The organism is Streptomyces sp. NPDC000229, from assembly GCF_040300825.1.
GTDB lineage: Bacteria > Actinomycetota > Actinomycetes > Streptomycetales > Streptomycetaceae > Streptomyces.
This window is the reverse complement of record NZ_JBEPEL010000091.1, coordinates 1-26698: the sequence shown is the minus strand read 5'-3', so window position 1 is coordinate 26698 and position 26698 is coordinate 1. Positions and strand designations below refer to the sequence as shown.

The window sequence follows — 26698 nt, the reverse complement described above, 5'->3', positions numbered from 1 at the left end:
GCCGCCGACGTCCTCGACAGCCGCGACCTGTCCGTTCTGCAGCGGGCCGCCGACGCCGCCCTGTACGACGGCAAGCACTCCGGCCGCGCCATCCTTGCCGAGGCCGCGCACGCAGGGGTGCCGTCCATCAACGGCCGCCGCGCCGGGCGCCCGGGTACGGCCGTGTGGGGGCGGGCGGCATGAGCACCGTGTCCCTTCCCGACGGCGACTGGATCCGCGGCATCAGCGTCCAGCAGCCGCACGCTGCCTGCATCCTCACCGGCGCCAAGGGCATCGAGAACCGCCCAAGGCCGTGGTCCTGGCGGGGGTGGATGCTCCTGCACGCCGGCCAGCGGATCGACCGCCCGCCCTGCGCCTGCCGTTGATCGCCCGTACGATCCGCGGCCGGGAGCTGACCACCGGCGCTGTGATCGGCATCGCGCGCCTGGGCGACTGCCACCAGGACCCCGACGGGTCCCCGCCCTGCACGCCGTGGGCGCAGGCCGGCGCCTGGCACCTGGTGCTCACCGACGTCCAGGAGCTGCCGCTGCCGCTGCCCGTCCCCGCCGCCGGGCAGCTCGGGCCCTGGAAGCCGACACCGGACCTGCTGGAGAAGGTGTTTCAGCAGCTCCCCGACTTCCGGCCGTGACCGCCCGGCGCCGCCATCTGCGCGCGGTGCCCACGCCGCCGGAGCAGCCCGTGGTGCCGGTCCAGCTCCTGAACTGGCGCCACGGCCCGCACTTCGGCCCGCCCGCGCCGTGCGTGCTGTGCGGCACCACCACCCCGCTGAGGTCCCACGTCAAAGAGCCCGTCCACAAGGTCTGTGCCGAGCTCTGGAATTCGCGGCACCCCGGCGAGACCCGGTTCGTCTCCGACCCGCCCAAGGGCGGCGGGACGACCGGCCACGCCTGACCCCTTCACCTCCACATGGAGGCCCCCATGAGCAACACCACCCGCGACGTCGACCACGCCCTCGCCTGCCCCGAGCCGCCGGCCTCGCCGCTCTGGCACCGGCACGGAACGAAGATCCGCCCGCTCACGCCCGCCCAGCAGCGGCGTAACCGCGAGCTGCTGGACATCGCCCAGCGCACCACCCGACCCCGCTCCCATCGCCCCACCGACACCCTGGCGGAGAACTGCTGATGGACACCAAGCACCTCGCCGTCGACGGCTACGTCGACGCCCTCCCCACCCCCGGCCCGCGCGGCACCGCCGCCTTTTCGAGCTGATCGTCCGACCCGCAGACGCGGACACCACCGCCCCTGACGCCCCGGACACGGTCCTCGTCTGCTCGACCGACAACCCCCACATCACCGAACTGCTTCTGACCGGAATCCAGATCGGAGACCTGCTGCGCGTCACCGGCACCCTCGCCCAGCCCGACGACCCCACCGCGCCCGCCCGGCCCACCGTCGACGCGCTGGAGGTCCTGGCTGCCGCACCGGTCTCCGTGCCTCGGGAGCTGATCTTCGACCGGTACGGGCCGTACGTCGTCATCTTCAACGCCGACCGCGACGCCGTACCCGTCTTCCTCGCGTCTGGCGAGTGGGTCGGCGAGGCGCCGAGCGCCGACCTCATCGGCCCGCTGATCGACGCCTACGAGAACGGCGGCACTCGATGACGACCGCCGTTCCTGCACAGCGCACCGTCCTTCAGCGGTTCCCCGCCGGCCACCCCCGCGGCTCGCGGCCCGCCGACGAATACGCCGCCGCCCAGCGCGACCAGGGTGTTGCCGCCCGCGTCGTGATGGACCCCTCAGCGACCAGTTCCTCGTGGTCACCGACACCCCCACCCAGTAGCACCCGCCACCTCGAGCGCCGCGCCCGCCCTTCCCGGCCGGGCGCGGCGCTCGACCCCTTCGTACGAGGCTTGGAGGCCCCGTGTACGACGTGTTCATCGACTCCTTCGGCGCCCGCTGGTAGGACCCGCCGCCCCCGCGCTACCGCGCCGCGGTCCTGTCCATCAACCTGACCAACGCCCTGCTGAACCCGCCGGACGACCCGGCCCTGGCCGACGTCGTCGCCCGCCAGACGGGCATGGACGCTGGCGTACGCGACTACGTCCTGGCGACGCCGGGCGCGGCCCGCATCGTCGACGACGCCGTGCACGAGCTCACCGCCCTGCTCGCCGCCGGGGACGGCCGCCCAGTCCAGCTCCTGGTGAACTGCTGATACGGCCGCCACCGCGCCCCCGCCATCGCCGAAGCGGTCGGCCGACGCATGCAGGACGCCGGCGCCCGGGTCGCGGTCACCCACCACCACATCGACCGGCCCCCGGTGCAAAGGCGCCAACGTTCAGCAGGCAGCGCCGTCCACCCGTAGTCAATGCTTCCTGAAGTGCTCGATCAGACGCGAGTAGCTGTCATTGGCATGGCCGTCTTCCACGGCCTTGGTCACGAGGCCGAGGGTGTAACCGGGGAATCCGACGTCGATGTTCCGCGCCCCGCTCTCGCGGACCAGGTCCTCGACCGAGGGCCGGTGGTGCTGGAGTGCTCCGTACTGCGTCGCGTACTCACCACGGTCGACCTCGTCGGCGATCACCGGGAAGGACGCCAGTAGTGCGTCAACGGACGGGCCGGCGTCGTCCAGGAACCGCTTCACCTGGATCCCCTCGCTGGACAGCAGAGCGGCCGCGTGCAGGAATCCGTTGAGCGTGCCCCACATAGTGCCGTGCACGGCCATTCCGTACAGGGCCGGCACGCCAGCGTCGGCCGAGATCAGCGTTCCCCGGCCACCGATGAGCTGGAGCGTTGTACGAAAGTGGTTGAACACGACGTCGGAACCGCCATAGAAAATCACCGTCTCCGCTCCCCCGATGCCCGGAGCGATCGTCATGATCTGCCCATGGAGATACTGCGCGCCTTGGTCCCTGACCCACTCGGCCACGGCCCTGGCCTCTGAGGATGTCCCATCCGTGAGGTTGAGCACGGAGCGGCCGGAAAGCACGTCGCGCGACGATTCCAGAACCGCGCGGGCCGTCGCATTCCCCTTCACACTGACCACCACAAGAGGACTGGCGGCAACGGCGTCACGGACAGTTGCGGACCGCTCAGCCCCCCTGGCGACCAAAGGGTCGGCCTTCTCCGACGTACGGTTCCACACCGTGGTCGGGTGCCCGCCATCCAGGAATGCGCCGGCGAGTGCGAAGCCCATCTCACCCAAACCGATCACGGTCACGGCCAGCTGGGCATCGGTTCGTTCTGAGGCAGTGTTCATCAAAGTCGCTCTCTCCCCGGTTGCAGTGCTCCAGCCCATCCAGGGCCGCCACTGGTGCTGCACAAAACGTCACGCTAGAACCTGAACCGAAGTTGAGGTCAAGGGAGACCTCAGGCCGTGCGCTCACCGGCGGGGGCTTGATTGGTCCGGCGTCGAACGGAGCTCGAACTTGATCGGCGTTTGTTCAGCGGACACGTAGGCGGCCTTCGTCTGATCCTGTGCTCCGTCACAGAGGCATGGGAACAGCACGAAGGCCGTGGTCGTGAGTTTTGTGCATCAAAGCGCCCTACGGGATGCGTTCGCGGAAGTGTCACACTTCCGGTCGGAGCTGTACGCGTGCATGACCGCGCGGGGCGACGCGTTGTTCGAGTTATGCGACGCGCTGTTGTGCACGGACGGGCCGGTACGCACACTGGTCGATCTCGCGCTCGCGGCCGAGCACCGCCGCGGCCACGGAGCTCTGTACGGCGGGCTCAACCGAGGCAGGATCGATGTTGCCCGACTGCGTCGCGCCCTGTCCGGGATACCGCTGCCGAGGGCGGCGGACGGCCGGCTGGTGCTGGCGGTGGATGTCTCGCCGTGGCCGCGGCCGGACGCCAACACCTGTGCCGACCGGGCCTTTTGCCACACATTCGGCCGGGGTGAAGGCAAGCGCTCCTGGGAGCCGGATGCGTCGGCGCCGGTTACTGGCCTTGGGTGCATGGGCTGACTGTCATCCATGGCGGAGGCACTGCGGACGGTTCCGGCCTTTGGTCACTGCCCCAGTGAGTGGTTTCCGGTCAGTTGCTTACGCCTGGTGGACTTCCTTCTACACCACGTGTTCGTATGTGTGTTCGGCAGGTGGTTGGGTGCGAACAACGCGGTAGACAAGAGGGAGTTGACGAAGTGAAACCCTTACGTACGTCGGCGTGGCGGCACGTTGCTACTGGTGCCGCGCTGGCGCTACTGGCGGGGATGGGCACTGCAGCAGCGGCCCCTACCCCGCCTACACCCGGCTTGGCCGCATCTCCGGCGGCGGTGGCGGCAGCCGGGCCGCAGGACCTGGCTGCCATCGCCGCCGGGGGTGATCGGCCGGTGTCGGGCAAGACACCGTCGGCTGGCCCCAAGTTTGCCAAGTCCGGCACCTTTTGGCGGGTCATCACCCCGCATGTGGTGCTGCGGAACACCGTGACCGACGCGGACGGCGACACCGCCAACCTGACGTTCCAGGTGTACACCACGAACGCGGACGGCACTCCCAAGGCGCAGGTCGACCTCGACGGGTCGGGTCAGCACGGGGTGCTGGTGTCGCCGTATGTTGCCTCGGGCGGCACGGCGAAGGTGACGGTGCCGTACGGCAAGCTGAAGCCTGGCGTGCTGTATAAGTTCCGCACCTCCGCCTACGACGGCAGCCTGTACGAGACCACCTGGTCTCCCTGGGCGGACTTCCGCATCGACCCGTACATGAAGTTCCCCGCGCCGCAGACGACGTCAACCATCGACCCGCTGGCCCAGACCGACATCGAGGTCACCCGCACCGACCCGGGCACCGTCGCTCTCACAGGCCGCAAGGCCACCGGTGAACGGTCCTGCTCCACGGTCGATGCTCAAGGCCGCAAGCTGTGCATCGAGATCAGCCCGCCGTCCAAGCAGAGCAAGGAGCCCGCAGCATCCCCGCGGGCCGGGCTTGCCGGCCCCGTCGACCTGGTCTCGTGGTGCGGAAGCAAACCGCTCGGCAAGGACTACATGACCCGCAGCGAGGCGTGCCTGAAGAACCTCGGCTCCGCCACGCTGATCTTCCTGGACGCCGACCCAGATCTGCCCGCCCTCGGCCTAGCCACCTTCGACCTGCAACAGCGGATCAAGACGTACCCCAACAAGGGTGCCTCCGGATCGGACTTCGCCGAGTTCGACCAGCAGCTTGTGGCGATGCCCCGCAACATCGACGCTGCTCTCCAAGGCGTCAACCTCACGTGGCTGCCCAGCAACAACTGCTCTTCCTGCACCACCTCACAGACGCGGTGGACGGACATCAACGGCGCCGCCGCCACCGGCCACTGGAGCTTCTCCGAGGTTGGTCCTCTCAACGCCCGCTACGGCACCGTCCAGACCACTTGGTCGGGCACGGGCAAGGAGACCATCGACCTCGGATGGGCCATCCGGGGCACCGTGGACGCCAGCCTGACTTCCTCGGCAACCGCCGACTTCGGCACCAGCGGAGACGCACGCGTCCGCGAGCTCGCCCCGCGCTGCGACGACATCGTCAAGGGCTCGGCACCCGGCTGTGTGCTGCCGTACTTCAATCCGACCTGGACACTGGACACCAACCTGTACCCGGCCGCCGGCGCGTACTACTGGTACATGCAGCAGGTGATGCCCGATCACGCCGGCTCGAAGCGGTGGGACAGCCTGATGGACTACCTGGGACCGGACACTCCCGTGAAGAACAGCGCCGGCGGAACATGGACCTCGGACAACAGCCGCGCCCGCGTGTGTGACAGCACCTGGAGCGTCCACCCGTCCGATGCGTCAGTGGGATCGGTCGACTGCGATGAGTTCGCGATGGCCTCGACTCACCAGTCCGGCGGCTTCCCGAACAGCGTGAACCTGGTGACATCGGGCAGCAAGTGCGCCCAGTTGTACACCGACAAGATGGGCGACGGTTCGGCGAACTTCGGCATCCTCGCTGACACCCGCACGGCCACGAACGGGCCGAGCGGTACGGAACGGTGCGGGCGTGCGGCAATCCCCAGCGTTCAGAACCAGCGGGCGTTCACCGGGTTCCCGGCTCCGTCGTGGCGGATGCTGGACGGTGACGGGTTCTTCGTAACCCTTCCGGGATACGAGCACTGCACCTCGACCGCGACGACCTGCACGTGGCGCAAGATCGGCTGACGTAGCCGGAGCGCCGGCAGGGTGAAGCACCAAGGGGGCCAGCCCAAACGGCTGGCCCCCTTCTCGTGTGTGGTCAGTCGCTCAGGGGCTGCCACCGGTCTTCCTGCGCGGGGTCGATCCTGCTGCCCCATACCAGCGCCCCACCGACCAGGCCGGGCTTGTCCCGCGTGGCAAGGGCGGGCGCTTCGAGCATGTCGGCGATGTCTTCCAGGTAGGTGACCAGCGTGTCGAGCTCCTCGCCGGGAGCTTCGTTATAGCGGGACCAGCGGCCCAGGTAGCCGGTCGCGGCGTCCAGATACAGGCCCGAGGTGCTGTCAGCCGGACCCAAGGCGACAACCGGAATCCAGGTCGGCTTCCACACAGTGATCCGGTCATATTCGGGACGGCGGGCGTTGAGCGTGTCCTGGTGGGCCTGGGAGTCCATCTGCTGCCGGTAGAAGGCAGCTACGGCGTCCAGGGTCATCAGGGCCTGATTGCCGGGCAGACAGCCCGCGCCGTTCACCCCGTCGTCACCAGCGTTCAGCAACCACAGGGCGCGCAGGTCTGCGGGTATCTCGACGTTGAGGTCCCGTCCCAGCGCGGCGATGGCGGCGTAGCTGGCGCCACCGCGGAGCGTGGCGTGAGAGTCGGGAGCGTTGCGCTGAAGCCAGCCGGTGACGCGCTGCCAGGCGTCGGCAATCTCCCGCACGGTGACCGCAGCGTCGGCAGGATCAGCAGACTGCTCCTGCTCCTGGGCGTTTTCGGCTAGCTCGGCCGGTTGGGCGGAGGGGGCTAAGTTCACATACCGGATCTCGATCCGGTCGGGCTCACGGATGTAGCCGATGGCCAGGGCCGGGCAGTCCTCGAACAAGTCGCCGTCGATTGTCACGGTGAGGATGCCCGGCAGACCCGAGGGTTCGCCCATGTCCGGGTCGTCGACCAGTTGGCCGCCCAGAACCTTCAGGGCGTAGGGGACGCCGTCCCCGAACTGGCTGGCGGCGTTGCGTACGTGCGGGGGGATTTCGATATTCACAGCCTGGTGCTCCTTGCTGGTTGGCTGGCAGGCGGTGCCCTCACACACTAGGACGCCGGCGTTTACCGGCGGGTGGTGCGGGCGTCCTGCCGTACAGAGGTGTCAGGCGCCTCGACCGCCGGCGCGGGGGCGCGGCGGAAGCCGTGAGAAGGTGCCCGGCCACCAAAGGGGTCGCTCTCCTCCCCCCTCCCCCACTGCCGGACCGCCCACTCCCAGGACCGTGTTGAGGTATCACGGCGTGATAGCCCCCATGCAGCACTGGGCAGAGGCAGATGCCGACTGCGCTTCTCGCGGCCCTGCCGAGGAGCGCAGCAGCAGGGTTATCACGGCGTGATAGCTCCTCGAAGGCTGTAACGACGGCTGCCTTATCACGGCGTGATAACCCCCCAGCATCAAATGCCAGCTAACTAACGTGTCATGCGCTGAAGTGATCTATGCCGTTAGTACAGTGACGCTCATGACGTCACCTGACACCAGGGGCGACCGGGAGAAGGTCGTCTCCAAGCTGCCTTCTTGGCTGCGCCAAGAGCTCAAGGTCCGTGCCGTCCAGCACGGCGTTGACATGCAGGAAGCCGTAGACGCGGGTATCACCGCGTGGCGCGGGCTCGGCTCCAACCTCACGCCCATTGACACCTCGGGGGCAGAATCCTTCGCCACGTTCCTGCCGGTCGAGCAATGGTCCGGCTTCCGTGCTGACTGCAAGAACCGAGGAGTCTCCCTGATCCAGGGCTTGGCCCAGTCCGTACAGGTCTGGCTCGACAACCACCCAGCGCCTGCCGTGAAACGGCCAGCGATCGTCCGACGCATCGTCGTCTGCAACCAGAAGGGCGGCGTCGGCAAGACCGCCATCACCGCAGGCACTGGTGAGGCCTTGGCTGAAGACCCCACAATCCTCGTACCCGTCCGCGTCTCCAAGCACTTCGCCGCCCTCCTAGAGGACGAAGGCGACCACCCGAACGATCCACTCGCACTCGAGGACCTGCCTGGCCTCGGCCAGCGAGTCCTGCTCGTCGACTTCGACCCCCAGGGCCACCTCACCAAGCAACTCGGGCACGAACCTCTGCCCATGGATGGGGACTCCCTCACCAACCACATGGCCGGCGACGCCAAGGGTGACCTCCACGACCTCATCGTCACCATCGACGATGACCGCTTCGGAGGACGCCTCCACCTTCTCCCCGCCTGCGCAGACGCATTCCTGCTCGACGTACGCCTCGCCTCCGTACGCGCGCGAGAAGCAGCTCTCGAGCGCGCCCTCAACGCAGTCGAATCCGACTACGACGTCATCCTCATCGACTGCCCGCCCAGCCTCGGGCTCAGCATGGACGCGGCCACCTACTACGGACGCAGACGCCCCCAAGAAGTACCCGGCAACTCCGGCGTGCTCATCGTCGTCCAGGCCGAAGACAGCAGCGCCGACGCCTACGGGCTGCTCACCTCGCAGATCGAGGACATGCGCAACGACCTCACTCTCGATGTCGACTACCTCGGCCTGGTCGTGAACCACTACGACGCCCGCCGCGGCTTCATCGCCACCTCATCCCTCCAGTCATGGATGGACATAAAGGATCCTCGCGTAGTCGGCGTCATCGGGGACCTCAAGGAACAGAAAGAAGCTGTCCGCGCCAAGCAACCCCTGCTCGCCTACGCACCACGGTGCGAGCAGTCCGTCGCCCTCCGTGCCCTCGCCCGGGAGATCAGCAAGTGAGCAAGGCCAAAAGTCTCGGTGCCGGCGCATCGTTCGCCCAAGCACGTCCCATCAGCGCCCGCCGAGCCGCCATCGGCGCCGCAACGGGAGCTCCCACCGAAGGCGTACCCGACCCCACCAAGCTCAGCCTCGACCTGATCAGCCAAAACCCTGACAACCCACGCGAAGAACTCCGCGAGCTCGACGGACTGACCGACAGCATTCGTGAAATCGGCCTCGTCAACGCCATCACGGTAGCCACCGTGGACGCCTACCTCGCCGAGCGCCCGCAGCGTGCGAATGATGTCGACGAAGGTGCCCGCTACATCGTCGTCGACGGTCACCGACGGCTCGAAGCCGCACGCCGTGCCGGCGTAGACACCATCCGCGTCACCGTCAACAACGACCTTGTCTCTACGGATGAGTCGCTCCTGGAAGCCGCGTTCGTCGCCAACGTCCACCGCGACGACATGAACCCGCTCGAGCAAGCTCACGCACTGAAGAAGCTCGTCGAGTTCTACGGCTCCCAGAACAAGGCGGCCAAGAGACTCGGGATCGGCCAGTCAACCATCTCTTCGAAACTCTCGATCCTCGACCTCGATCCCGCCCTCCAAGCCGACCTCGTCACGGGCCGTCGCAAGATCGAGGATGTCCGCAACCTCTCTAACCTGACTGCTGAGGAGCAGCGCGAGAAGGCCGATGCTCGAGCCCAAGCGAGGCAGAACAAGTCAGCAGCAGCTCGTGGCCTATCACGCCGTGATAACCCCCAGCCCCCTCAGGCACCGCAGAACGAGTCTTCTCCACAACAGCCCGAAGCTCCCAGCGACCTATCACGCCGTGATAACCCCCAGTCCCAGAGCGCTCCGACCGAGTCGGTCGTACCCGCGACACCGGACCCAGTAGGCGGAACCGTCGTCGCGACAACCAAAGCACCGGTGCCAGAGCCGCGGCCTGCTGCCCAGCCGGCTGAATCCCCGGAACAGGTCCCGCTGGCATTGCCGAGTGACGGTACGGCACTGATGGACTACGCACGGGGTCACCTAAACGCCGAGGAACGCAGCGCCATGCTGCAGCGGTACTTCCAGGTGACCAGCGGCGTGGACGAGGTGGCGGAGGACCTTCGTCGCGGGCTTCTACCTGAGCACCGCCGAGACCTCGCTGTGATCCTGCGTCAGGTTGCCGATCGCCTGACCACATAGCCATACCTCGACGGGGACGGGCCTCTCCATGGACTACCGCAAGATCATGACCGGGTCGAAGTTGTCGCCCCGCTGCCTGGTCGCCGTCACCGCAATGGCATGGCCGCCTTGTGCAGGTCCGCCCGGTGAGGGCCGACTCTTCCTAGGAGGAGCCGGCCCCTCCCCTCGCTTCGTGAGGTCTCAGATGAAGCAGCACCACGAAAGGCGGACCTCCGAGAGTGAAGGCGAGAGTCCGGACCCTCCTCGCACCGGCCTCGCACAACGGCACCTGCTGAACCTGAGCCAAGCCAGCACGTGCGCGGGTCGCGTGCCACGCCGCCGCACGCATGCGCCCAGCAGCGCACGCAAACCCCTGTTCACCCTCCGAACCGCCCACCCTCTCGCCCATGCGCATCACCGGACACCCGCGAACCTGAACGATGTGAAAACCCCGGCGCATCCGTGCTGGCGCTGCGATCATCGGCGGATGCTGGTCACACCCATACCCGGCGCGAACCGGGACAACGTCCTGAAGTCCCTGCGATCCGTACACACCGCTGCCGGGAACATAGACGGCGGCCAGTCCGGAGGTGCCTATGGGCGCCTTCTCAAGTATCTGGAGTGGGCGAACGAGTCCGTACGGCTGCGCCCGCGCCATCGACAGGCTCGTACGAACGCGAACGCACCATACGCTCCCGGACGGAGTCGGCCACCTCGCCAGCAGCGACCAACAGCGGCTGGTGAACGGAATTCGAATCAGTAGGGTCCCCGGCACGGCGGCGTCGGATCGCGGCGAACCGCTGTCGCCCCGCCGGAGGTCCAGAGAGCTGTAGCCGACCCCTCCAGAACGCGCCCAGGGTGATAGGCGGCCGAGCCCAAGGGCTGGGTGCAGTCACCGACATCGACTACGCCGAGTCGACCTGCGCCCAGCCCCAAAACTGCCGCGGCACGGGGCCTGCGGCGGTGTCAGCAGGCGTAGGTGGTGCCGTCGGCGGCGGTGTTCCAGTTGCAGGCGGTGATGCTGCCGGTGCTCGTGTTGTTGTCCGGGCTGCCTGGCTTCTTCAGCCGCAGGTCCGGGTTTTTGGCGGTGCTGGTGTTGAGCAGGACGTGGCGGGCGTAACCGCGGTAGATGTGGTGCGCGCCGCTGCTGTCGCGGTAGTGGCGGCCGCTGCCGGTGTGCACGTACGCCTTCGCTCCGGCCGGCAGATTGTAGGAGGGCAGGGCGCGGCCGTAGGTGTTAGTGGTGATGTCGGGGACGTAGCCGCCGGTGTTCACCGTCCTCGTGGTGACGTTCTTGATGATGAAGAACTCGCCGTTGAGGTTCAGCTGGGTGCCGTCGCGGGTGTCGGCGCCGGCGGCGTTGGGCCGCACGTGCGTGAGCATCAGTGCGCCGGTGGTGGAGGCGGCCTGGCTCGGCGTGGCCAGGGCCACAAACGCGAGCGCGGCGGAAGCGAGTGCGGTGGTGCGTACGGTACGGCTCACCAAGGGCCTTTCTGCAGAAGGGGAATGGGGGGCAGCATCCAGTCGGGTGCGATCCTCGCACCCGACGAGCTCCGCCGATGTGGAAAACGAGAAGGACGGTCAGGAGCTGCTCACCACCGGTACGAGCGGCGCCGGGGGCTGCTAGCGCCCGGTGCCGGGACGACGTACGTCCGCGTACACCCGCGCCCTCACGCCGGGCTCACCCGGCGTACGCCACACCGGCGTGATGCCGGAGGTCGCCCACTGCTTCTGAAGGACCTCCATCACCGCGCGGACGGTGTCCTCGTCCGCAGCGGCGACGTCCAGGACCACGAGCCCGGGCTCGGCGATGCGCTGCTCATCGATCTCCATGCCCCGACCGACGATTCCGCCCGGTCGGCCGGTTCGCCGATCGCGGGCAGACAACCCGTACGAGGGACTCAAGCCACCGACTCGCCCGGCGCCGGTCGCGCGCAGGGCGGCGTGGCCGTAGACAGGAAGGGGCGGCCGCGCTTCGCTCATAGGACCGGGCGGGCTGCACCCCCTCTGTCGGGGAGCCGTGCCCACCCCGGTCGGCACGGCTTTCCACCGGGAGGCCCTGGTGGTGCTGCGCCTGTCCGTGGAGCCGATGCTCACCCAGCCAGGGAGAGCGAGTTCTGCCGGACCCTGTCTTCCAGGCCAAGCGATACCTCGGCCGCACACGTTGCTGAAGACGGACGCCAGTTTGCCGGGCTCCGTGGCGCCCCCGGCGCGGTCTGCTGCGGCTGGTCAGGGTGTTACGCGCGTCTGTCCTAAGAGGGAGCAGACTTTGCCCAAGGGAAGGCCGGTGAGGTCTGCACTGTGTTCGGCGCTGTATCCGAGTGCTGTCAGTGTCAGCAGGTCCGTGTTAGAGGGCAGCGTCCCGCTGGTGGGGTGGCCGGTGCCCTGGCCATGTACGTGGTCGATGAGCAGTTCCCACGCTCGAGCGGTGGGATTGAGGGAGCTGATGACCGAAGGCCAGGCAGTGAAGAGAGCATCGAACACGGAGGTGACGGTCTTGTCGGCCTGGCCGTTGTCGAGATGGGCGCGGGCGTAGGCGAGGTAGTGGGGATAGTGCAGGGTGTAGAACGCCTCGTAGGCCAAGAGGCTGGGGCTGGGATGACATGTTGCGGAGTGACGGCTCACGGGTGGCCCCTTGGGTCGGTCACGATCGGTGCGGTCAGCCGAACGCGGCGGCGGGCAGGTGTGGGCTGTCGGCGCATTCCGGCGGTGTGGTGGCTGCCTGCCACAGTGGGCGGAGTTCAGCTGGGCGTCCGCGCAAGGCGAGGACGAGACGAGCGGTGCTCTCCCAGTCCGGGATGTGGCTGCCATTGAGTGTGCGGGTGATCTCCCTGATGGGCAGTTTCTTTCCGGCCCCGGTAATCCGCTGGATCGCCCACAGATCGGGCCGGTCGGCGGCGAGGTAGAGCGCCCTGAGAGCGGTGTGGAACTTCTCCTTCGCTTCTTCCGGGTCGTGGGGCGCAGGTTCGCGTGGGGGAGTGTCGAGGTCGGGGGGCCTTTGTGCTGCCTCCCAAAGGTCTCGCAGCTCCGCCAGGTTGGCGTGGCAGGCGGCGGCGAAGCGTTCGACGACCGGCCAGGAAGGCCGACGGGTGCCGGCGAGGATGCGGGAGAGGTAGGAGGGCGAGATGCCCACATTGAGGGCGGTTTCCTTGATGGGTTCCTGGGTGGCGCGCTGAAGAAAGGACATTGCGGCGGCCAGTTGCTGGGCGGGTGTCTGGCTCGGAGGGCGCGGGGAGTCGGCACCAGCCTCTGGCCCTCCGGCGTTGCCCGGCGACCGGGACAGCGGGGTGTCGGAGGCTGTAGCGGACCGTTTGACTCGTGCGGCTCGAGCGCGTTCGAGACGACGTGCGACGGCGTCTTGGTTCCACTTCTTGCGCATCCGCTCGGCTCCTCGGCCGGTGGCGCGGCAGATGTCGGCCCAGGAGTCACCGCGGCCTCGTCCTCGGGCGACGATGGCTGCTTCGACATCCTGCATGTGGCGTTGCAGGTCAGTGACCTGGCGCATGAGACTGCCGGAGTCGCCGCCGTCGTGGGCGCTGGCCAGCAGTCTGGTCACGGCGAGGTGGAGGTCCTCGATCGTGGCCCGGAGATCTGCCTCGTGCTGGGTGCGGTCTGGGGGTTCGGCGGAAGAGCTGCGGGCGGCCGTGCGACAAGCGGGGGAGCAGAAACTGTTGGGGCGGCCCGGCCTGACGGTGTGTTTGTACTCTTTGCCGCACTTGCAGCATTGCCTAGTCTGCTGCCGCGGGGTGCCGGAGGGCATGCGGGTGCCTCTTTCAGGGGAACGCGGAGGGAATTTAGGAGGTACGAGGCGGTCGCGGATGGCCCCGCCGGGCGGAAAACTCCGCCCGGCGGGTTGCGTCTGATCGCAGGTCCCCATCGCCGCGCGCCGCGGTCACGGCAGCGCGCACGGCGGGGGGTGGCGAATTTCAGAAGCGACGAACGCGCTTGTAGACGAGATGCGTCCCTGCGGCCAGAACCGAAATAGCCATGGCCAAAGCTCCCAGAACGGCCGGGTCGCGGACTCCTGTGATGACGATGATGGGCAGGACCGGCAGCGCAATGAACGCACTACCGCGTGCCGTGACTGTCAAGTCATCGTCTCTACGCGTTTCCCCTGGAGAAAACGGGGTCATGATAGCGTCGGCACCTGATTCCGGCCCCCATAAAGGGCGCTGGAGGCGATTGCGGTCGTAGGGCATGAAGTAGTCCCTTTCCAGGCGCGGTTCATGTTCGTTGCGATCGGGATCGCGGTTGCTGAACAAGGCCCTGGCTGTGGTTTGGACGCCCCGTGCCAGGGTCCTTGTCGTTCCGGCGTACACCGGTGAGCGGGACCTTAACTCGCCACCGCTCCGCAGCGCCACGCGTACTCAGGGTTATGGCCGCATGCGCCCAGCAGCGTACGCAAACCCCTGTTCACCCTCCGAACCGCCCACCCTCCTGCCCATGCGCATCACCGGACACCCCGCGAACCAGAGCGATCTGATCAGATCAAAGAACGATCACAGCGCGGCGACATTGTCACGAATCGAGTGTTTATCGGGTGCAATCCCACATGCAATCCCAACGCGACGCTCCTCTGCTGCCGCCGCGCACGTGCCCGCCGCCAGGACCCGCCACCCACCCGCCACAGCGCACACACCCAAGCGCACGCCCCCGACCCCTTCCCAGGACGACCGCCCAGGCGGTGTTCCCCCGACTCATGAAGACCCTGTCCCTCTGCTCTCTGTGGTGCAGACGGGCGACCACTCCGAATGCTCACGTCGTGGGCTCGATGTCGAGTCCCCCGCAGACACTGGAGCAGGAGGGATGTCTCCGGAACAGCAAGGAAGCGAAGAGGTTCGCCGGTTAGCACATCGGCGTGCTTGCGTCGTGGGGTAGCTTCTGGGGCCGTCCAGGATCAACATGATGAAGCCCGCGCCCCACGCCCTCCGACACGGCCCTCGCCCTCTGGGCAGCCGTCGGCCTGGAAGCGGCGCTCGGATACTCCGTGGCGCAGCACCTGTTCCTCGAAGCCGGCCCGCTCCTGGCCGTGGAAGGCAGCAGCGACTTCGTCTTCCTCATGCGCATGTCCGACTACCTGGTCAGCCAAGGCCGCACCGGCCTCGACCCCCTGCTGGTCATCATCCCGGTCAGCGGCATCGGCAACATGCCGGCCTTCATCGCCGTCATGGGACGCCGACTGTCCGTCCGCGCGCTCATCGACGGAGCCGAGACCACCAAGGTGACCGCCAAGGTTCTCAGTGCTGCCGAACTCTGCCCGGCCTGCGACGCCCGCCGCCCCGCCGCACGCGCGTTCATCCAGTGGCACCGCGACCCCGACCGCGACCCGAAGGCGCTGCCCAAGCTTGGACTGCTCCCCGCGCATGCGGGGATGGTCCCAGGCTGTCGTCGGGCACGACGCCGACCACGACCTGCTCCCCGCGCATGCGGGGATGGTCCCCTCGTGGATTCCGGCCGAATTCGCCCAGGCCGTACCGGAACTGGCCCGAAGCGAGCGGCTCAAGGGCGGCCTCTCGTTGGACTTGATCGCTCGGGCCACGGGGCGCCGCGTCGTTAAGCGCGTGGATGAGGAGACGGCTCGAATCGCCACGGCGAAGGACCTGGCGCTCCTGGAGCTGGAGGCCGACACCGTCGCGGCGATCCTCGTGCTGACCGCGTCCTTCTTTGACGCCGACGGCGAGCTGCTGGAATACGGGGTTGACCTAGGCCGTTTCGTTCGGATTATCTGAGCGTTGGTCCGGGTGTGCCGTTGAGTGACGCGCAGTGGATGCGGATCGAGCCCTTGCTCCCGGACCGGGCTCCGAAGCGGGGTGGGCGGTGGCGGGATCACCGTGAGGTGATCGACGCGATTGCCTGGAAGTTTCAAACCGGGTCGCAGTGGGTGCACCTGCCGGAGAGGTTCGGCAACTGGCGGGGCGTTTACAACAGGCTGCGGATGTGGGCCGTTGATAGGACGTGGGAGCGGGTGTTCACCGCGCTGATGGCCCACGCTGATGCTGATGAGGACCTGAACTGGGTTGTCTCGGTGGACTCCACGATCGTGCGCGCTCACCAGCACGCGGCCGGGGCCCGCAAAAAGGGGCTCCGGCCGGCGAGCCTGGCGACCATGCCATCGGCCGCTCCCGCGGCGGTCTGACCACAAAGATTCACCTCGCCGCCGACGGCGACTGCCGCCCGTTGGCCTTCGTGCTCACCGCCGGCCAGGTCGGCGACGCACCCGCCTTCCCGGACGTCATGGCCAGACTGCGCATCCCACGCCAGCGCGGTAGACCTCGTACCAGGCCGGATGTGGTCCTGGCCGACAAGGCGTACTCTTCACGCGCTATTCGCGACCACCTGAGCAAGCGCGGCACCCGAGCGGTGATCCCTGTCCCACCGACTGCGTCGGGGCAGCCGCGGCGGTCGGCCACCCGCCTTCGACCGCGAGGCATACAAGCAGCGCAACACGGTCGAGCGGTGCATCAACCGTCTGAAGCAGTGGCGCGGCATCGCAACCCGCTATGAGAAGACCGCGACCATCTACCTGGCCGGACTTCACGTCGCGGGCATCTTCCTCTGGTCCGCGAGATGAGGCCCTATGACGATGCCGTCTCTGCCAAGCATGATCGCAGCCGCCCCTGCAGGGACGGGACGGATGCGGCGTCACACGACATGACAATCACGAGCCTGCCGAGTTGAATTCCCTCGGGCCGCTGTGTGTAGGACCATCGCTGCCCTGCCCGCAGCAGAGTGTTGAAGAGCAGCTGCTGTTCGGAGGAATCGCCCGACAGCGCCTCTTCCGCGGCCTCAACGATCAGTACGTAGTGGTCCGCAGGCAGCCACTTCAGGTCGCGCAGACAGTCGGAGAGGGCATTCCAGTTCCATCCGAAGTAATCCGGCAGCTTCAGTCCGTCGTAGAACTGTTGGAAGACAGCGTCCGTGTCGTGCATCTTCCGGCCGTTGATACGCGCTACGTACGTCCTTCCGGTCACGGGAAGCAGCAGATCGACAGGCAGAGCGCCTTGCTTCGCAATTACGTGCAACCAGGGCGCGGTGTGCACCGCCGACCTCCCTTGCTTGATCAGGCCGTCGACCGCCGTCAGCCCGGTGACAGCGGCGAGCGCCACAGTCTAGATCCAAACGAAACGGCCTAGCTCCAACCACCGCACATCCGGCTTGCCCAGCAGGCCTAGCGATGGGCAAGCCTTCCACCTGGTCTTTCCGTGTACTGGGCAAGCCGTTGGGCAAGCCCCGGTGAGCAATGTTCACGGCACAACATCCACTTGGAGGTGTGCCATGTGCCACTGCGGACCGACGCCGGCATCGCTTCACGTTGACCAGGCCGATCGCGGGATCCCAGTGCCCCTCGAACGTCGGCTCGCTGAGCTTCGAGTACCGGGCGGCCACAGGGGCGCTGCCCTTCGGGTGCCGGAGGTTATGCGATGACTGCCGCGCACATGGGCCTCGTGTTCGCGGCCGCGGGCTTGGATGGTGCCGAGAAGCTGCTGCTCCTGGCTTACTGCAACCGCACGGATGATCACGGTTACTGCTGGCCAGGACAGAAGCGGCTGGTGGACGACTGCGGGACGTCAGCGGCCACTGTCAAGCGCGTGAAGAAGTCGTTGGTCGACAAGGGCCTCATCAGCTCGGTGCGGCGTGTCCATCCGGTCACGGGCGACCCGATTACGAATCTGACCCGGGTGAATCTTCGACTCTTGGAGCAAATGGCGCGGCCGAGGACGGCCTACGACGACAACGTCGTCGAGCAGCTCACGTTCGCTGAGAAGACCCCGCTGCCGACGAAGCGCAAGAAGGCCAAGAGCGGAGCCTCTGACCAGCTGAAGGCTCAGAATGAGCCCGGCCCTGACCTGCTGTTGGCTCAAGTTGAGCCCACCCCCGGCTCAACTTGGGCCCAACCCCGGGTCAAGATGAGCCCACCCCCGGCTCAGGATGAGCCACTAACCCTCATTGATCCCTCAGAGAACCCGCAGACTTCCCTCCGTCCTTCCGCAGCCCCTTCGTCTGCGGATCGCTCAGACCACCCGAGAACGGACGGAGGGAAGGACGGGACCAGCGTCGCCCTAGAGGAACAGAACCTTGGCGAAGCGGCTGCCCAGCTTCTGACTGGCGCGAAGGCCACTGTGCAGACTTCGCCGGGAGTGGAGGTCCTTAGTGCGATCGCGCAGGAGTGCGGTCCGGAGTTTCTGCTGACCGGGAAGGTCTTGCAGGATCAGGCTCTGGTGGTGACCGGCCTTCTGGAGGCCGGTTGGAGCCCCGTACAGATTCGCCAGGTCGTCGCGGGGCGGCCATGGCCTAGAGAGATCAAGACGAGTCGGGAGGCGATCATCGCTGGCCGTCTGCGTCGTGCAGCCGACGGCCCAGTGCCCGCATCTGCTCCCCCGATTCCCGCACAGATGTCGACCGACCGTGGCGAGCCTTGGCACGGCGGCCGGTCGGATTCCGCTACGTGGACGCCTCCGGCATGGACGGGCGAGGTGCAGCGAGTTCTGACCGAGTGCGTCGATTGCGGCAGCCCCGCTCTTGCCGATGGGTACGACAAGTGCCCGACATGTTTGGGATGGCCCGAGTGTGCCGGTGCTTGCGGGATCCCCGGTACGTCGAAGCGGCGTGTACGACCTGAGGAACCGACCGGCCTGTGCTCGGCGTGCCGGGAGTGGCATGGGCATCTGAACGAGGGCCTCGATGTGATTGAGCGGGAGTGGGCGGCGCAGGGCCGAGACGAAAGTGCTCATGCGCCGTTCTAGTAGCAGCAGATCGATCAAGTGTTGAGGAGCGGGTCGGATGAGTGTTTCCCCTGCTGGCTACCGTGTGCCGGAGCCTGGCAACTTTGCTGCGGAGCCGTTCAGCAGCCGGCTGGTAGAGGATGCCTTGCGGTTCGTCCGTGCGCGTCTTGCCGCCCACCTCACCGAGGCGCCTACCAGTGACGTGGAACGGATGGCTTCGGTACTCGCCTATCAGGCCGGGCTTGCTGCGGAGCACACACGGCTCAACCTCCGGGCGGTCGGGCTCGGCGAGGCTGAGATGACGTGGCGGACCCTGGCGGGCATCGCCCGCATGTGGTCCGACCACCCGGACTATAGGGAGGACTTCGGCAGGATGATCGCTGAGTTCCCCGTGCCGGCCGCCACTCACGCGCGCATCCGCGTCCAGCTGGGCGAGTGTGATTGTGAGGAGGAGATCTCCCAACACCGCGACCCTCTCGTACCGCTGGCGGACTGGGACCTTCCCCGCTGGAAAGCCCTGCGCGAGCAAGACCGCCTCTACGCCACATCTCTCTACGAGCAGCTCCCACAGGGTGAGGTCGCTCAGGTCTGGCACCTGATTTCAGCCCGTCGTGCCCGCCGACGACGCCGGCCGCGTCTGTAGCGCGTGCGTGTGGGTTCGCTGTCGTCCATGTGTCACGGCAATCACCTTGCCACCTCGCTTTAAAACTGCCAGACTTTGGAGTCTAAAGTTCTAAGTGGAGGTGTTGCCGTGCGCAAGATTGAGATCGACGACGAGGTGTTCGCCTACCTGCAGCGGCACAGCGAACCGCTCGTCGACACCCCCAACGACGTACTGCGCCGCGAACTTCTGGGCAAGCAGAAGCCGGATGCGGAGCAGGAGGTCCGTGGCTCGGGTTCCCTGATGTTCATCATTGAGGCCGGACTGGCGGCGCCTGGCGACAAGCTGCAGCACCACCAACCCCGCCGGCAGCGCACCCATGAGGCCACCATTACCGCTGACGGCTGGGTGGAGCTTGCTGACGGCCGCGTCTTCGCGCAGCCCTCCCCAGCGCTCAAGGCGCAGACGGGGAGCGACATCAACGGGTGGGGCCAGTACATCCACCTGCCCAGCGGTCGCCGCCTGCAGGACCTCCGAGAAGAGGCACGGAACCGTCACGCGCAGACCGACTGATGTTTCTCGCGCCGTGACCAACCCCGCCTGATGAAGCCGGCTCCGGCGCCTACGGCGGGTCTTCCCACTCGATCTACCAGGGATGCTGCTGATGGACAGCAAGGCCTATACCGCCGGGCTCGCGAAGCTCCGCGAGGTGCGCGACGAGATCAAACCGCGTGAGCGGCAGCTGGCGAAGATCCAGAGCGAGCTCGACAAGCTGCGCGCTGAACGGGACGACAACGTCCGGACGCTGGGTACATACGAGAAAGCAAAGGCAGAGCGTCTCGCGACGTCTGCCGGCTTGTCCGTGATCGACGTGGTTGCTCTGGTCCCGTCTCTCGGTCCCGACGTGCCCGCCAGCCGGCCGGCGGAGCCATCACCGACCGATTCGGTCTCCGACGAAGACGCCGAGCCGGATCCCCCTGCACAGGCGATCAAGGAACCGGTCGGGGCACCCGCGCCCGCCCTGCGCCCCGCAGCGCAGCCCACGGTGCACGCCAGCGACGCCGGGCAGCAGATCGAAGACACCGAGGTCCAGGACCATGACCTGGCAGTCGTCGCTGAGGGCGCCGCGGTGACCGAACCCTCCCCTGCGTCAGCCCCCGCGGCGCCGGTCGTGCCGGACGGGGAGCAGGAGCGGACGCTGCCGTCGATCCCCGAGGGCGCCGACGGCGACCGGTGGATCTACGCCGAGCCGAACCTGACCTCGAAGCGGCCTAACTTCAAGCAGGCCGCGCGGCAGATGGCCTTCCTGGACACTGCGACCGGCGTGCTCGTCTGGCAGGCCGGCACGGTCACCCTGGACCTGGGGCGCGCGAGCGTCGCCGAGATCCTCACCGCCGTGTACGCGACGGTTCCGGCGGATGTGGAGCGCATCTACATCACGGCCGGCGACCCCTGGCATCAGAACGCCGCCCGCCACCAGTTCCTCAAGGACGCTGTGGCCGAGTGGCTGAACGGGCCGCTGCCGGAAGGCTGGCAGGTGGAGTCCTCGCGTGGCAAAGACAGGCAGGCCGGGCACCTGGTCCACCCCCGCAACCCGGTGGGCCGCTGGCAGCGCGGCAAGGACCAGCACACCGAAATCCGCAGCGTGGGCGAGTGGTTCGACCCGGCAGGCGCCGACCCGGCCACCGTCCGCGCCGCCTTCGTTGAACTGTGGAAGGCGCTGCGCCGGCACTGGGACGACGTCGTGCTGATGGGCTCGCCGTCGCAGACGGGCCGGGACCTGTGGTCGCGGACCATCCCCGCCAAGGCCGGCGCGAAGTGGGAGGACGGCTACCCGGTCATGTCGCAGGAGATCCGCGGCCTGCTGCACGCCACCGCCGGACAGGGCCGCACCGAACTGATCACCCCGCCGCGTGTACCCGAGCGGGTGCCCGGCTGGTACGAGGCCGACCGCACCTTCGCCTACGCCAAGCACACGTGGACTTCCGGCGTCGGCGTGCCGCAGCGGGTGACCGCGGCCGCGTTCGCCGCCATGAGCGAGAAGGAGCAAGCCGACGCTCTGTTCTCGCCTTCGCACTGGCAGGTGCGGGTGACCATCCCGAAGGACTGGGACCACGTCGGGCTGCTGCCGGCACCCGCCCCTGGGGAGCGGGCCTGGCACTACCCGTATGAGGGCGGCCGCACCTTCACCACCTGGGCGGGCGGCGCCGAGGTAAACCTGGCGCTGCGCAACCCGCTCCAGCCGTGGCGGATCGAGATCCTGGATGGCCTGGTCTGGGAGAAGGGCGACCCGCTCAAGGACTGGTCGAACAAGCTGAAGGACGCGTGGCGCTCCCTGCGCGCCCGGGCCGAGGTCCACGGTGACGAGCAGCAGCGGCAGGCCGCGCGCCTGGCCTCCCGCGCGGTCCGCAGCATCTTGCTGTACGGGATCGGGACTTTCGCTCAGCGGCCCCGCATCACCACCGGCTCGATCGAGCTCGGCCCGCACGGCGAGGTCCCCGAGATCCCGGACGGCGCGCGGCTGACCGGCCTGACGGACACGCACGTCACCTGGGAGCGCAACGGCGGCTTCGCCCGCGACCCGTACGCGCACCCGGAATGGGCGGCCGGCGTGTGGTCAGCGGCCCGGGCCGCCCTGCTGTCCGGCCCGACCGGCACGAAGGACCCGGCAACCGGCAAGCCGGCCCGCGCCGGTGCGCTGCACCTGCCGGCCGGGTCGATCCTCGCCTTCCGGACTGATGCCGTCTACAGCTCGGTACGCCCGAGCTGGCCGTACAGCGGCGAGCCCGGCGACTACCTGCTCAAGGGCGCTCTGGACTGGGAGCAGACGACGCCCACGTCCGATGAGGAGTTCTACGTGCTGCAGGGCCTGGGCCGTGCCGCCCTGGAGGGGGAGGGCGAGTGAGCAGGGAGGTGGTGTTCGGCCTGCAGCTCGGGATTGATAGTGGCGGTCGCCTGCACGTCCCGGCGGATGAGGTCAGCGGGATGCTGCGGTCTGTGTCCGCTCAGTGGCAGGAGGTGGCCTGCAGCGGCGGCGCTGATCTCGACTGGCCTACGGTCGTGGCTCTCTCCGAGCACCTCGACAGGCTCGCGGACGGCATCGACACGTCATGTCTGGAGCGGTTGCCCGCGCGTCAAGAGGGGGACCGGTGAGCGCGGGAGTGGCCTGGGGCGGCACGTGGGAGCACCTGGAGTGCGGCGCGTCCGGCGAGGCGGTGTGGGAGGACGAGGACACCGCGTCCTCCGGGCACGACTGTGGCCGCGACGGAAAGGTGACCTGGAGCGCCGAATGGCACTGCCACGGCTGCGGCTCCTCGGGTGACGACCAGTTCGACGACGACACGACGACGTACTCCGATCACGAGTGCGCCGACGACCAGGACGAGGAGGCAGCCGCATGACGCCGCGCAAGAGGCGGGCAGTCGGTCGCGGCCGACGGGGCCAGCGCAATGAGGCGGCGCGGCTGACCGAACAGCTGATGGCGGAGGGGTTTTCGAAGAAGCAGGTCGGCGAGATCCTCGGTCGCAACCCGTCGTTGGTCAGCCAGTTCTTCACGAAGAACAAGGGCGCCAGCTTCGTCGAGGCGCTGAGGGCGGTCGTTCAGGAAGTCCAGGCCGGTGGTCCGCGCAGCATCGAAAGCCTCAAGGGACTGGCTGCCGCCTATGTGCAGCCCAGGCTGACCAGGGAGGGCAAGCGGGCACGCGTACGTGGGAAGGAGGTCGTGCGTGCTGAGAAGACCGTCGGCAAGGGCACAGAGCGGCACAAGGAGTGGACCTCATCGCTGGCGCGTGCCGGGAGGCAGCACATCGCCTCGGGAGCATCCCGGCTGTACCCGGTAGTGGAGGATGCGGCCCGGTACGGCGGCCGGATTGCCTTCACGGTTCGCGCCAAGAAGAAGGCGTTCAAGCACGACGCCGGCCGTCTGGCTGACTCACCGGGTGTGCGTCGCAACGTCGTCAAGCGGCCCGACAGCACCGAAGAGCGGGCCTACGGCAACAACGTCGGTGGCCCCGGCTCAGGCATGCAGGGCTTCGATGCCGTCCAGTTCAAGGCCTGGGTCGATGCGGCCGGCGGAGACGTTACCGCCGCCGTGCAGAAGTGGCTGGTCGACACCGGCCGCATCGAACCGGGCACGCAGATCGTCGGCCTGGAGATCCGTGCCTGGAGCGAAAACAGGTAGCGGTCGAGCCGAGGCCCGGAGGCACCGCTCCGGGCCTCACCCGTACTCGGAGGACAGGCGGTCCATCGCGGCCCCGCCGTCGGGCCGTTCAAGCAGCGCGCCAACTACGTGGGCGGCATCGGCCGCGTCCTCCAGCAGGCGCATGGAGAGCCGCAGCGCATTCGCAACGGCTGGGTCCGCGACCAGGAGCCGATCCACCGATCCCATCGTGTCCTCGAACAGCTCCCGTTCCACACGGTCCGCCAGATAGGGACCATCCCCCGCTCCTTCGCTCGGCGGCGCGGCTCCGGCGAAGACGTGGGTGACGGCCTCTGCCAGGCCCTGCCGCAGGCTCTGGGCGTCCATGGCGACCCGGCGCAGATACAGCGTCAGTTCGCGGGGGCTGACGCAGTTGGCGCCCTGCTCGAGGCGGGCCTGCCGGTACTCGAAAGATGATTCGCTCATGCCGCCCATCGTCGTCGAATCCGCAACCGTCCCAGGCACACCAGCCGTCCGCTGGCCTGTTGTGCACCACCCCAGCCGGGGCGCCCGCGCCCGCCTCCATCCGTGCGGAAGTGAGCAACACAGGGCACTGGCAGCTGAGGGCCCGAGCCTGATCTCGGCCACTGCCCTGTCCGCGTCCCTGGGAGATGTGACCGATTCCCCGGCCACCGGCGGCATGGCCGACCGCGTGACCGATGACCGACGGCCACCGTGACCGATTCAAAGGGCCGTGACCGATGGCCGATTCCACCGTCGTCGGTCATCGGCCATGGCCGATCCGCCCTGCCCATCGGCCGCTCCTCCATCCCTCTCCGCCCGCGCATCAGGCGCCGCCCGGAAGCAGGCTCGCCCGTCCCGGACCGGGGCTTGCCAGAGGTTGCATCGGCCGTCACGAGGGGCTTGCCCAGGGCCTCGGTGGGCTTGCCGAGATCGACACTGGAGGCTTTCCCTGCACGTGAGCAGTCCTCCCACCTGCCTATTTGGGCTGGGCAAGCCTTTGGGTAAGCCCGCCGGAGGATACTTCGTGGCACGAGTTCCGAGGTGAGACGTGCCATGCCAGACGTGCAGCACCCCATTCCCATCACCGGCGGGAGCTGCACCACCGGAGTGGTCAGCCCGACGCGGCTGTCCAGGCCGCGGTGACCGCCTGGCTGGTGACTGATCGCCTGGCCGATGGCGTCGCTGCCGTGACCGATGAGGTGACCGGCGGTGTGACCGATTTCTCAGTGCGCCCTGGGGCCTGCCCAGTTGCTTGCTGCTCTCCGGCCGCGCAACCCGCGCCGGACCGCGCGGTCCCGCAGCGTGCCGCGGCGAGTGACTGCCTGCCAGGGCTGCTCCAGGCGCTCAGCCCTTTGTCGATATCCAGGCGCGCATCGATCAATCCCCGGAGCCCGCAATATGCATTCTCTTGTTATGCATACTCACACTATGCATAATAGAGGTATGCGGAACGGTTCCGCTCGCAGCACCCGAATTTCGCTCCGGCGGCACAACGGCCGCCCGCCACTACGAACTGACAGGAGTCCTCATCTCATGACTGCCCCCGCCTCGCCGCCCTCCCCGGAAGTCGCTTACGCCACGGCGCCGCCGCTGCACCTGGAAGCAGACGAGCTGATGCGGCTGCGTCGCTCGACCCCCAAGCGTGAGTGGCTGCTGCGGTACGCCGCGCTCGGCGACCGGCAGACCCTGAACGCCCACCCCGACGACGGCAAGGCGCAGACCGGAGCCCTGCGGCGGATCCAGAAGCTCATCGGCTACGACACCGAGCACGGCACCACGGCCGGGCCGGTCGCCCCCGATGACGCTCAGTGGACCGCCTTCCCCCGCGGCTACGTCCGCCAGGAGTACGCGGCCTGGGCCGCCTCGCAGTAGATCACCCCTGCCGGTCTTTACGCCGTAAAGACCGGCCCCTCGCTAGCCCCGGAGGCCTCGATAACCGGCACCGACCCGACCGCGCACATCACCTTCCAGCACCGGACCCTGACCCCCGCGACCATCACCAACCCTCGGCACGAGACGTTCGGATGGAGCTCCTCGGCGAAGGGCTGCCCGGTCCGCATGGCTGGCTACGGTGATCAGAGCGCCTCCCTGAAGGACGCCGCCGACCACGAACAGCGCCAGGCGGTGGCCCTTTTCACCCCCGGCACTCTCGTGGTCCCGGTGGGCCCGGGCGGATCGGGGAAGTCCCGGTTCGCCGCGATGTTCCCGAGCAGCTGGGTGGTCTGCCTGGACGAGCTGCGCAAGCGAGTCTCCGGGAACTTCTCTGTCGAGTTCAGCTTGTTGAGGTGAGACGGCCCACCCGTCAGCTCAACCGATGACCGGGCTGCAGCGTTCGACGGAACCAGATCCCTCGCCCAGCGATCGGTCCCGGGGTTGCGTCCACCGGAGACCTTGCCGTTTCACTACTCGGTGATACCGTATAGCGGTACTCGGTGGCACGTAGTACCGACAGGCTGAGGAGCACCCGGGATGGACGACCTGACGGAGATGTTGAAGGGCACGCTCGAAGGGTGCGTGCTCGAAATCATCGACAGGGAGGAAACCTACGGGTACGCCATCACCCGCCAGCTGAACGAGCTCGGCTTCACTGACGTCATCGAGGGGACCGTGTACACCATCTTGCTGCGGCTGGAGAGGAACGGGCTCGTTCAGGTGACGAAACGACCCTCCGGGGTCGGTCCGCCGCGCAAGTTCTATGCGCTCAACGACGCCGGACGCGAGGAACTCGCGAAGTTCTGGACGAAATGGCAGTACCTCTCATCACGCATCGACAGTCTCAAGGAGGGCGGGGGATGAACTTCTGGGAGAAGGTCACAGGCAGCGATCTCACCAGGGAATGGAAGGCGTTCGAAGTCCGGGCCGAGGCCCTGCCGGACGACTACCGGGCGGCGTGGGGACAGATCATTGCCCACCTCTTCCCCTACGGGGATTTCACCGGCCGCAACCTGATGCCGATCCTCGACGCCGCTCTGGGGCTGCTCGAAGTAGCAGCGGTGGACGGGCAGAGCGTCCATGAGGTGCTCGGCGACGACGTCCAAGGCTTCTGCACCGCGCTTGCCGGCGGAGAAGGGGCCCGGACTTATCGCGACCGGTGGCGCGAGCAGTTGAACAGGAACGTCGCGAGGAAACTTAACCGGCTGGGAGGCTGACGTGAGCATCAAGGACATCATCGAAGGCAAGAAACAGTGGCGGGCGCACGTGGCCCGGGTCAAGGCACTCCCGCCGGACTACCAAATCGTTTACAAGGAGATGCAGAAGTACCTGTTC

Annotated in this window: 29 protein-coding genes and 6 pseudogenes; 26 read left to right on the top strand and 9 right to left on the bottom strand. The window is 67.7% G+C overall.

The genetic code is table 11. The features are described from left to right. The 7 genes and pseudogenes from ABT360_RS30330 to ABT360_RS30300 form a co-directional block, all read left to right on the top strand. Positions 1-183: pseudogene (locus ABT360_RS30330) on the top strand (hypothetical protein); the annotation flags it as partial. Then, positions 180-628: pseudogene (locus ABT360_RS30325) on the top strand (hypothetical protein). The pseudogenes ABT360_RS30330 and ABT360_RS30325, both read left to right, overlap by 4 nt. Next, a complete protein-coding gene (locus tag ABT360_RS30320) occupies positions 625-891 on the top strand; it encodes a hypothetical protein (protein WP_351823470.1) in 267 nt (88 codons plus the stop codon). Before ABT360_RS30325 ends, ABT360_RS30320 begins: the two are co-directional and overlap by 4 nt. Positions 892-918: 27 nt before the next feature. Beyond that, positions 919-1122, top strand: a complete 204-nt coding sequence (locus ABT360_RS30315; protein ID WP_351823468.1) for a hypothetical protein — start codon at positions 919-921, stop codon at positions 1120-1122. Between the two features lie 307 nt (positions 1123-1429). Next, positions 1430-1600, top strand: coding sequence for a hypothetical protein (locus ABT360_RS30310; protein ID WP_351823465.1), 171 nt, complete (start codon positions 1430-1432; stop codon positions 1598-1600). Then, positions 1597-1778, top strand: a pseudogene (locus ABT360_RS30305) (hypothetical protein). Before ABT360_RS30310 ends, ABT360_RS30305 begins: the two are co-directional and overlap by 4 nt. A gap of 237 nt (positions 1779-2015) precedes the next feature. Beyond that, a complete protein-coding gene (locus ABT360_RS30300; protein WP_351823462.1) occupies positions 2016-2150 on the top strand; it encodes a hypothetical protein in 135 nt (44 codons plus the stop codon). Positions 2151-2300: 150 nt separating this feature from the next. Here ABT360_RS30300 and ABT360_RS30295 read toward each other — a convergent pair whose 3' ends face one another. Next, complete coding sequence (locus tag ABT360_RS30295; protein ID WP_351823459.1) at positions 2301-3194, bottom strand: NAD(P)-dependent oxidoreductase; 894 nt, start codon at positions 3192-3194, stop codon at positions 2301-2303. Positions 3195-3456: 262 nt separating this feature from the next. Between ABT360_RS30295 and ABT360_RS30290 the strand changes: the two are divergent. Further along, positions 3457-3861: pseudogene (locus ABT360_RS30290) on the top strand (transposase); the annotation flags it as partial. Between the two features lie 329 nt (positions 3862-4190). Beyond that, on the top strand, positions 4191-6068 hold the full coding sequence (locus ABT360_RS30285) for a hypothetical protein (protein ID WP_351823456.1): 1878 nt from the start codon (positions 4191-4193) through the stop codon (positions 6066-6068). A gap of 73 nt (positions 6069-6141) precedes the next feature. On the opposite strand, the gene ABT360_RS30280 is transcribed toward ABT360_RS30285, so the two are convergent. After that, positions 6142-7080: a hypothetical protein gene (locus tag ABT360_RS30280; protein WP_351823453.1), complete on the bottom strand. Its 939-nt coding sequence runs from the start codon at positions 7078-7080 to the stop codon at positions 6142-6144. A 457-nt stretch (positions 7081-7537) separates the two neighbouring features. Between ABT360_RS30280 and ABT360_RS30275 the strand changes: the two genes are divergently transcribed. Both ABT360_RS30275 and ABT360_RS30270 read left to right on the top strand, forming a co-directional pair. After that, positions 7538-8788, top strand: coding sequence for a ParA family protein (locus tag ABT360_RS30275; protein ID WP_351823450.1), 1251 nt, complete (start codon positions 7538-7540; stop codon positions 8786-8788). After that, positions 8785-9966: a ParB/RepB/Spo0J family partition protein gene (locus ABT360_RS30270; protein ID WP_351823447.1), complete on the top strand. Its 1182-nt coding sequence runs from the start codon at positions 8785-8787 to the stop codon at positions 9964-9966. Before ABT360_RS30275 ends, ABT360_RS30270 begins: the two co-directional genes overlap by 4 nt. Positions 9967-10911: 945 nt before the next feature. Here ABT360_RS30270 and ABT360_RS30265 read toward each other — a convergent pair. From ABT360_RS30265 to ABT360_RS30245, 5 genes are all read right to left on the bottom strand, one after another. Then, a complete protein-coding gene (locus ABT360_RS30265) occupies positions 10912-11427 on the bottom strand; it encodes a hypothetical protein (protein ID WP_351823444.1) in 516 nt (171 codons plus the stop codon). 141 nt (positions 11428-11568) lie between these two features. Continuing rightward, the gene (locus ABT360_RS30260) at positions 11569-11778 is read right to left on the bottom strand and encodes a DUF6207 family protein (RefSeq protein ID WP_351823442.1); all 210 of its coding nucleotides are present in this window, start codon (positions 11776-11778) and stop codon (positions 11569-11571) included. A gap of 396 nt (positions 11779-12174) precedes the next feature. Continuing rightward, the gene (locus ABT360_RS30255; RefSeq protein ID WP_351823439.1) at positions 12175-12570 is read right to left on the bottom strand and encodes a hypothetical protein; all 396 of its coding nucleotides are present in this window, start codon (positions 12568-12570) and stop codon (positions 12175-12177) included. A 34-nt stretch (positions 12571-12604) separates the two neighbouring features. Further along, complete coding sequence (locus ABT360_RS30250) at positions 12605-13501, bottom strand: helix-turn-helix domain-containing protein (RefSeq protein WP_351823436.1); 897 nt, start codon at positions 13499-13501, stop codon at positions 12605-12607. 370 nt (positions 13502-13871) lie between these two features. Further along, positions 13872-14207, bottom strand: a complete 336-nt coding sequence (locus ABT360_RS30245) for a hypothetical protein (RefSeq protein WP_351823433.1) — start codon at positions 14205-14207, stop codon at positions 13872-13874. 797 nt (positions 14208-15004) lie between these two features. On the opposite strand from ABT360_RS30245, the pseudogene ABT360_RS30240 reads away from it, so the two are divergent. The 3 genes and pseudogenes from ABT360_RS30240 to ABT360_RS30230 all read left to right on the top strand — a co-directional run. Beyond that, a pseudogene (locus ABT360_RS30240) lies at positions 15005-15232 on the top strand (hypothetical protein); the annotation flags it as partial. 76 nt (positions 15233-15308) lie between these two features. After that, positions 15309-15674, top strand: a complete 366-nt coding sequence (locus ABT360_RS30235; protein WP_351823475.1) for a UTRA domain-containing protein — start codon at positions 15309-15311, stop codon at positions 15672-15674. Positions 15675-15712: 38 nt separating this feature from the next. Then, positions 15713-16504, top strand: a pseudogene (locus tag ABT360_RS30230) (IS5 family transposase); the annotation flags it as partial. Between the two features lie 16 nt (positions 16505-16520). On the opposite strand, the gene ABT360_RS30225 reads toward ABT360_RS30230, so the two are convergent. Beyond that, the gene (locus ABT360_RS30225) at positions 16521-17051 is read right to left on the bottom strand and encodes a barstar family protein (RefSeq protein ID WP_351823430.1); all 531 of its coding nucleotides are present in this window, start codon (positions 17049-17051) and stop codon (positions 16521-16523) included. A gap of 315 nt (positions 17052-17366) precedes the next feature. Between ABT360_RS30225 and ABT360_RS30220 the strand changes: the two genes are divergently transcribed. From ABT360_RS30220 to ABT360_RS30190, 7 genes are all read left to right on the top strand, one after another. Next, positions 17367-18689 (top strand): helix-turn-helix domain-containing protein, encoded by a 1323-nt coding sequence (locus tag ABT360_RS30220; RefSeq protein ID WP_351823427.1) that lies wholly within the window; start codon positions 17367-17369, stop codon positions 18687-18689. A 37-nt stretch (positions 18690-18726) separates the two neighbouring features. After that, a complete protein-coding gene (locus tag ABT360_RS30215) occupies positions 18727-19311 on the top strand; it encodes a hypothetical protein (RefSeq protein WP_351823424.1) in 585 nt (194 codons plus the stop codon). Positions 19312-19419: 108 nt separating this feature from the next. Next, complete coding sequence (locus ABT360_RS30210; RefSeq protein ID WP_351823421.1) at positions 19420-19842, top strand: restriction system modified-DNA reader domain-containing protein; 423 nt, start codon at positions 19420-19422, stop codon at positions 19840-19842. A 91-nt stretch (positions 19843-19933) separates the two neighbouring features. Continuing rightward, entirely contained in the window at positions 19934-22174 is a 2241-nt protein-coding gene (locus tag ABT360_RS30205; RefSeq protein ID WP_351823418.1) for a Mucin-19, read from the top strand. Further along, positions 22171-22422 carry a DUF6213 family protein gene (locus ABT360_RS30200; protein WP_351823416.1) on the top strand — a complete coding sequence of 84 codons (252 nt, stop codon included), beginning with the start codon at positions 22171-22173 and terminating at the stop codon, positions 22420-22422. Before ABT360_RS30205 ends, ABT360_RS30200 begins: the two co-directional genes overlap by 4 nt. Then, a complete protein-coding gene (locus ABT360_RS30195; protein ID WP_351823414.1) occupies positions 22419-22670 on the top strand; it encodes a hypothetical protein in 252 nt (83 codons plus the stop codon). Before ABT360_RS30200 ends, ABT360_RS30195 begins: the two co-directional genes overlap by 4 nt. Further along, positions 22667-23449 (top strand): hypothetical protein, encoded by a 783-nt coding sequence (locus tag ABT360_RS30190; protein ID WP_351823411.1) that lies wholly within the window; start codon positions 22667-22669, stop codon positions 23447-23449. Before ABT360_RS30195 ends, ABT360_RS30190 begins: the two co-directional genes overlap by 4 nt. A 36-nt stretch (positions 23450-23485) precedes the next feature. Here the strand turns inward: ABT360_RS30190 and ABT360_RS30185 are convergent, their stop codons facing one another. Further along, entirely contained in the window at positions 23486-23893 is a 408-nt protein-coding gene (locus ABT360_RS30185) for a hypothetical protein (RefSeq protein WP_351823408.1), read from the bottom strand. Positions 23894-24964: 1071 nt separating this feature from the next. Between ABT360_RS30185 and ABT360_RS30180 the strand changes: the two genes are divergently transcribed. From ABT360_RS30180 to ABT360_RS30160, 5 genes are all read left to right on the top strand, one after another. Beyond that, a complete protein-coding gene (locus ABT360_RS30180; RefSeq protein ID WP_351823405.1) occupies positions 24965-25303 on the top strand; it encodes a hypothetical protein in 339 nt (112 codons plus the stop codon). 186 nt (positions 25304-25489) lie between these two features. Then, a complete protein-coding gene (locus tag ABT360_RS30175; protein WP_351823402.1) occupies positions 25490-25720 on the top strand; it encodes a hypothetical protein in 231 nt (76 codons plus the stop codon). A gap of 180 nt (positions 25721-25900) precedes the next feature. Next, the gene (locus ABT360_RS30170; RefSeq protein ID WP_123544950.1) at positions 25901-26227 is read left to right on the top strand and encodes a PadR family transcriptional regulator; all 327 of its coding nucleotides are present in this window, start codon (positions 25901-25903) and stop codon (positions 26225-26227) included. Then, positions 26224-26580, top strand: a complete 357-nt coding sequence (locus tag ABT360_RS30165; RefSeq protein WP_351823398.1) for a DUF1048 domain-containing protein — start codon at positions 26224-26226, stop codon at positions 26578-26580. The genes ABT360_RS30170 and ABT360_RS30165 overlap by 4 nt, the downstream gene beginning before the upstream one ends. Before the next feature lies 1 nt (position 26581). Beyond that, positions 26582-26698 (top strand): DUF1048 domain-containing protein (locus ABT360_RS30160; protein WP_351823472.1); only part of this gene is annotated, 117 nt, incomplete at its 3' end.

Coding starts and splice junctions, on each gene's coding strand:
- ABT360_RS30315 (WP_351823468.1), top strand. CDS start 919: ATGAGCAACACCACCCGCGACGTCGACCACGCCCTCGCCTGCCCCGAG.
- ABT360_RS30300 (WP_351823462.1), top strand. CDS start 2,016: ATGGACGCTGGCGTACGCGACTACGTCCTGGCGACGCCGGGCGCGGCC.
- ABT360_RS30295 (WP_351823459.1), bottom strand. CDS start 3,194: ATGAACACTGCCTCAGAACGAACCGATGCCCAGCTGGCCGTGACCGTG.
- ABT360_RS30275 (WP_351823450.1), top strand. CDS start 7,538: ATGACGTCACCTGACACCAGGGGCGACCGGGAGAAGGTCGTCTCCAAG.
- ABT360_RS30260 (WP_351823442.1), bottom strand. CDS start 11,778: ATGGAGATCGATGAGCAGCGCATCGCCGAGCCCGGGCTCGTGGTCCTG.
- ABT360_RS30235 (WP_351823475.1), top strand. CDS start 15,309: ATGCGGGGATGGTCCCAGGCTGTCGTCGGGCACGACGCCGACCACGAC.
- ABT360_RS30220 (WP_351823427.1), top strand. CDS start 17,367: ATGACTGCCGCGCACATGGGCCTCGTGTTCGCGGCCGCGGGCTTGGAT.
- ABT360_RS30215 (WP_351823424.1), top strand. CDS start 18,727: ATGAGTGTTTCCCCTGCTGGCTACCGTGTGCCGGAGCCTGGCAACTTT.
- ABT360_RS30205 (WP_351823418.1), top strand. CDS start 19,934: ATGGACAGCAAGGCCTATACCGCCGGGCTCGCGAAGCTCCGCGAGGTG.
- ABT360_RS30190 (WP_351823411.1), top strand. CDS start 22,667: ATGACGCCGCGCAAGAGGCGGGCAGTCGGTCGCGGCCGACGGGGCCAG.
- ABT360_RS30185 (WP_351823408.1), bottom strand. CDS start 23,893: ATGAGCGAATCATCTTTCGAGTACCGGCAGGCCCGCCTCGAGCAGGGC.
- ABT360_RS30180 (WP_351823405.1), top strand. CDS start 24,965: ATGACTGCCCCCGCCTCGCCGCCCTCCCCGGAAGTCGCTTACGCCACG.
- ABT360_RS30175 (WP_351823402.1), top strand. CDS start 25,490: ATGGCTGGCTACGGTGATCAGAGCGCCTCCCTGAAGGACGCCGCCGAC.
- ABT360_RS30170 (WP_123544950.1), top strand. CDS start 25,901: ATGGACGACCTGACGGAGATGTTGAAGGGCACGCTCGAAGGGTGCGTG.
- ABT360_RS30165 (WP_351823398.1), top strand. CDS start 26,224: ATGAACTTCTGGGAGAAGGTCACAGGCAGCGATCTCACCAGGGAATGG.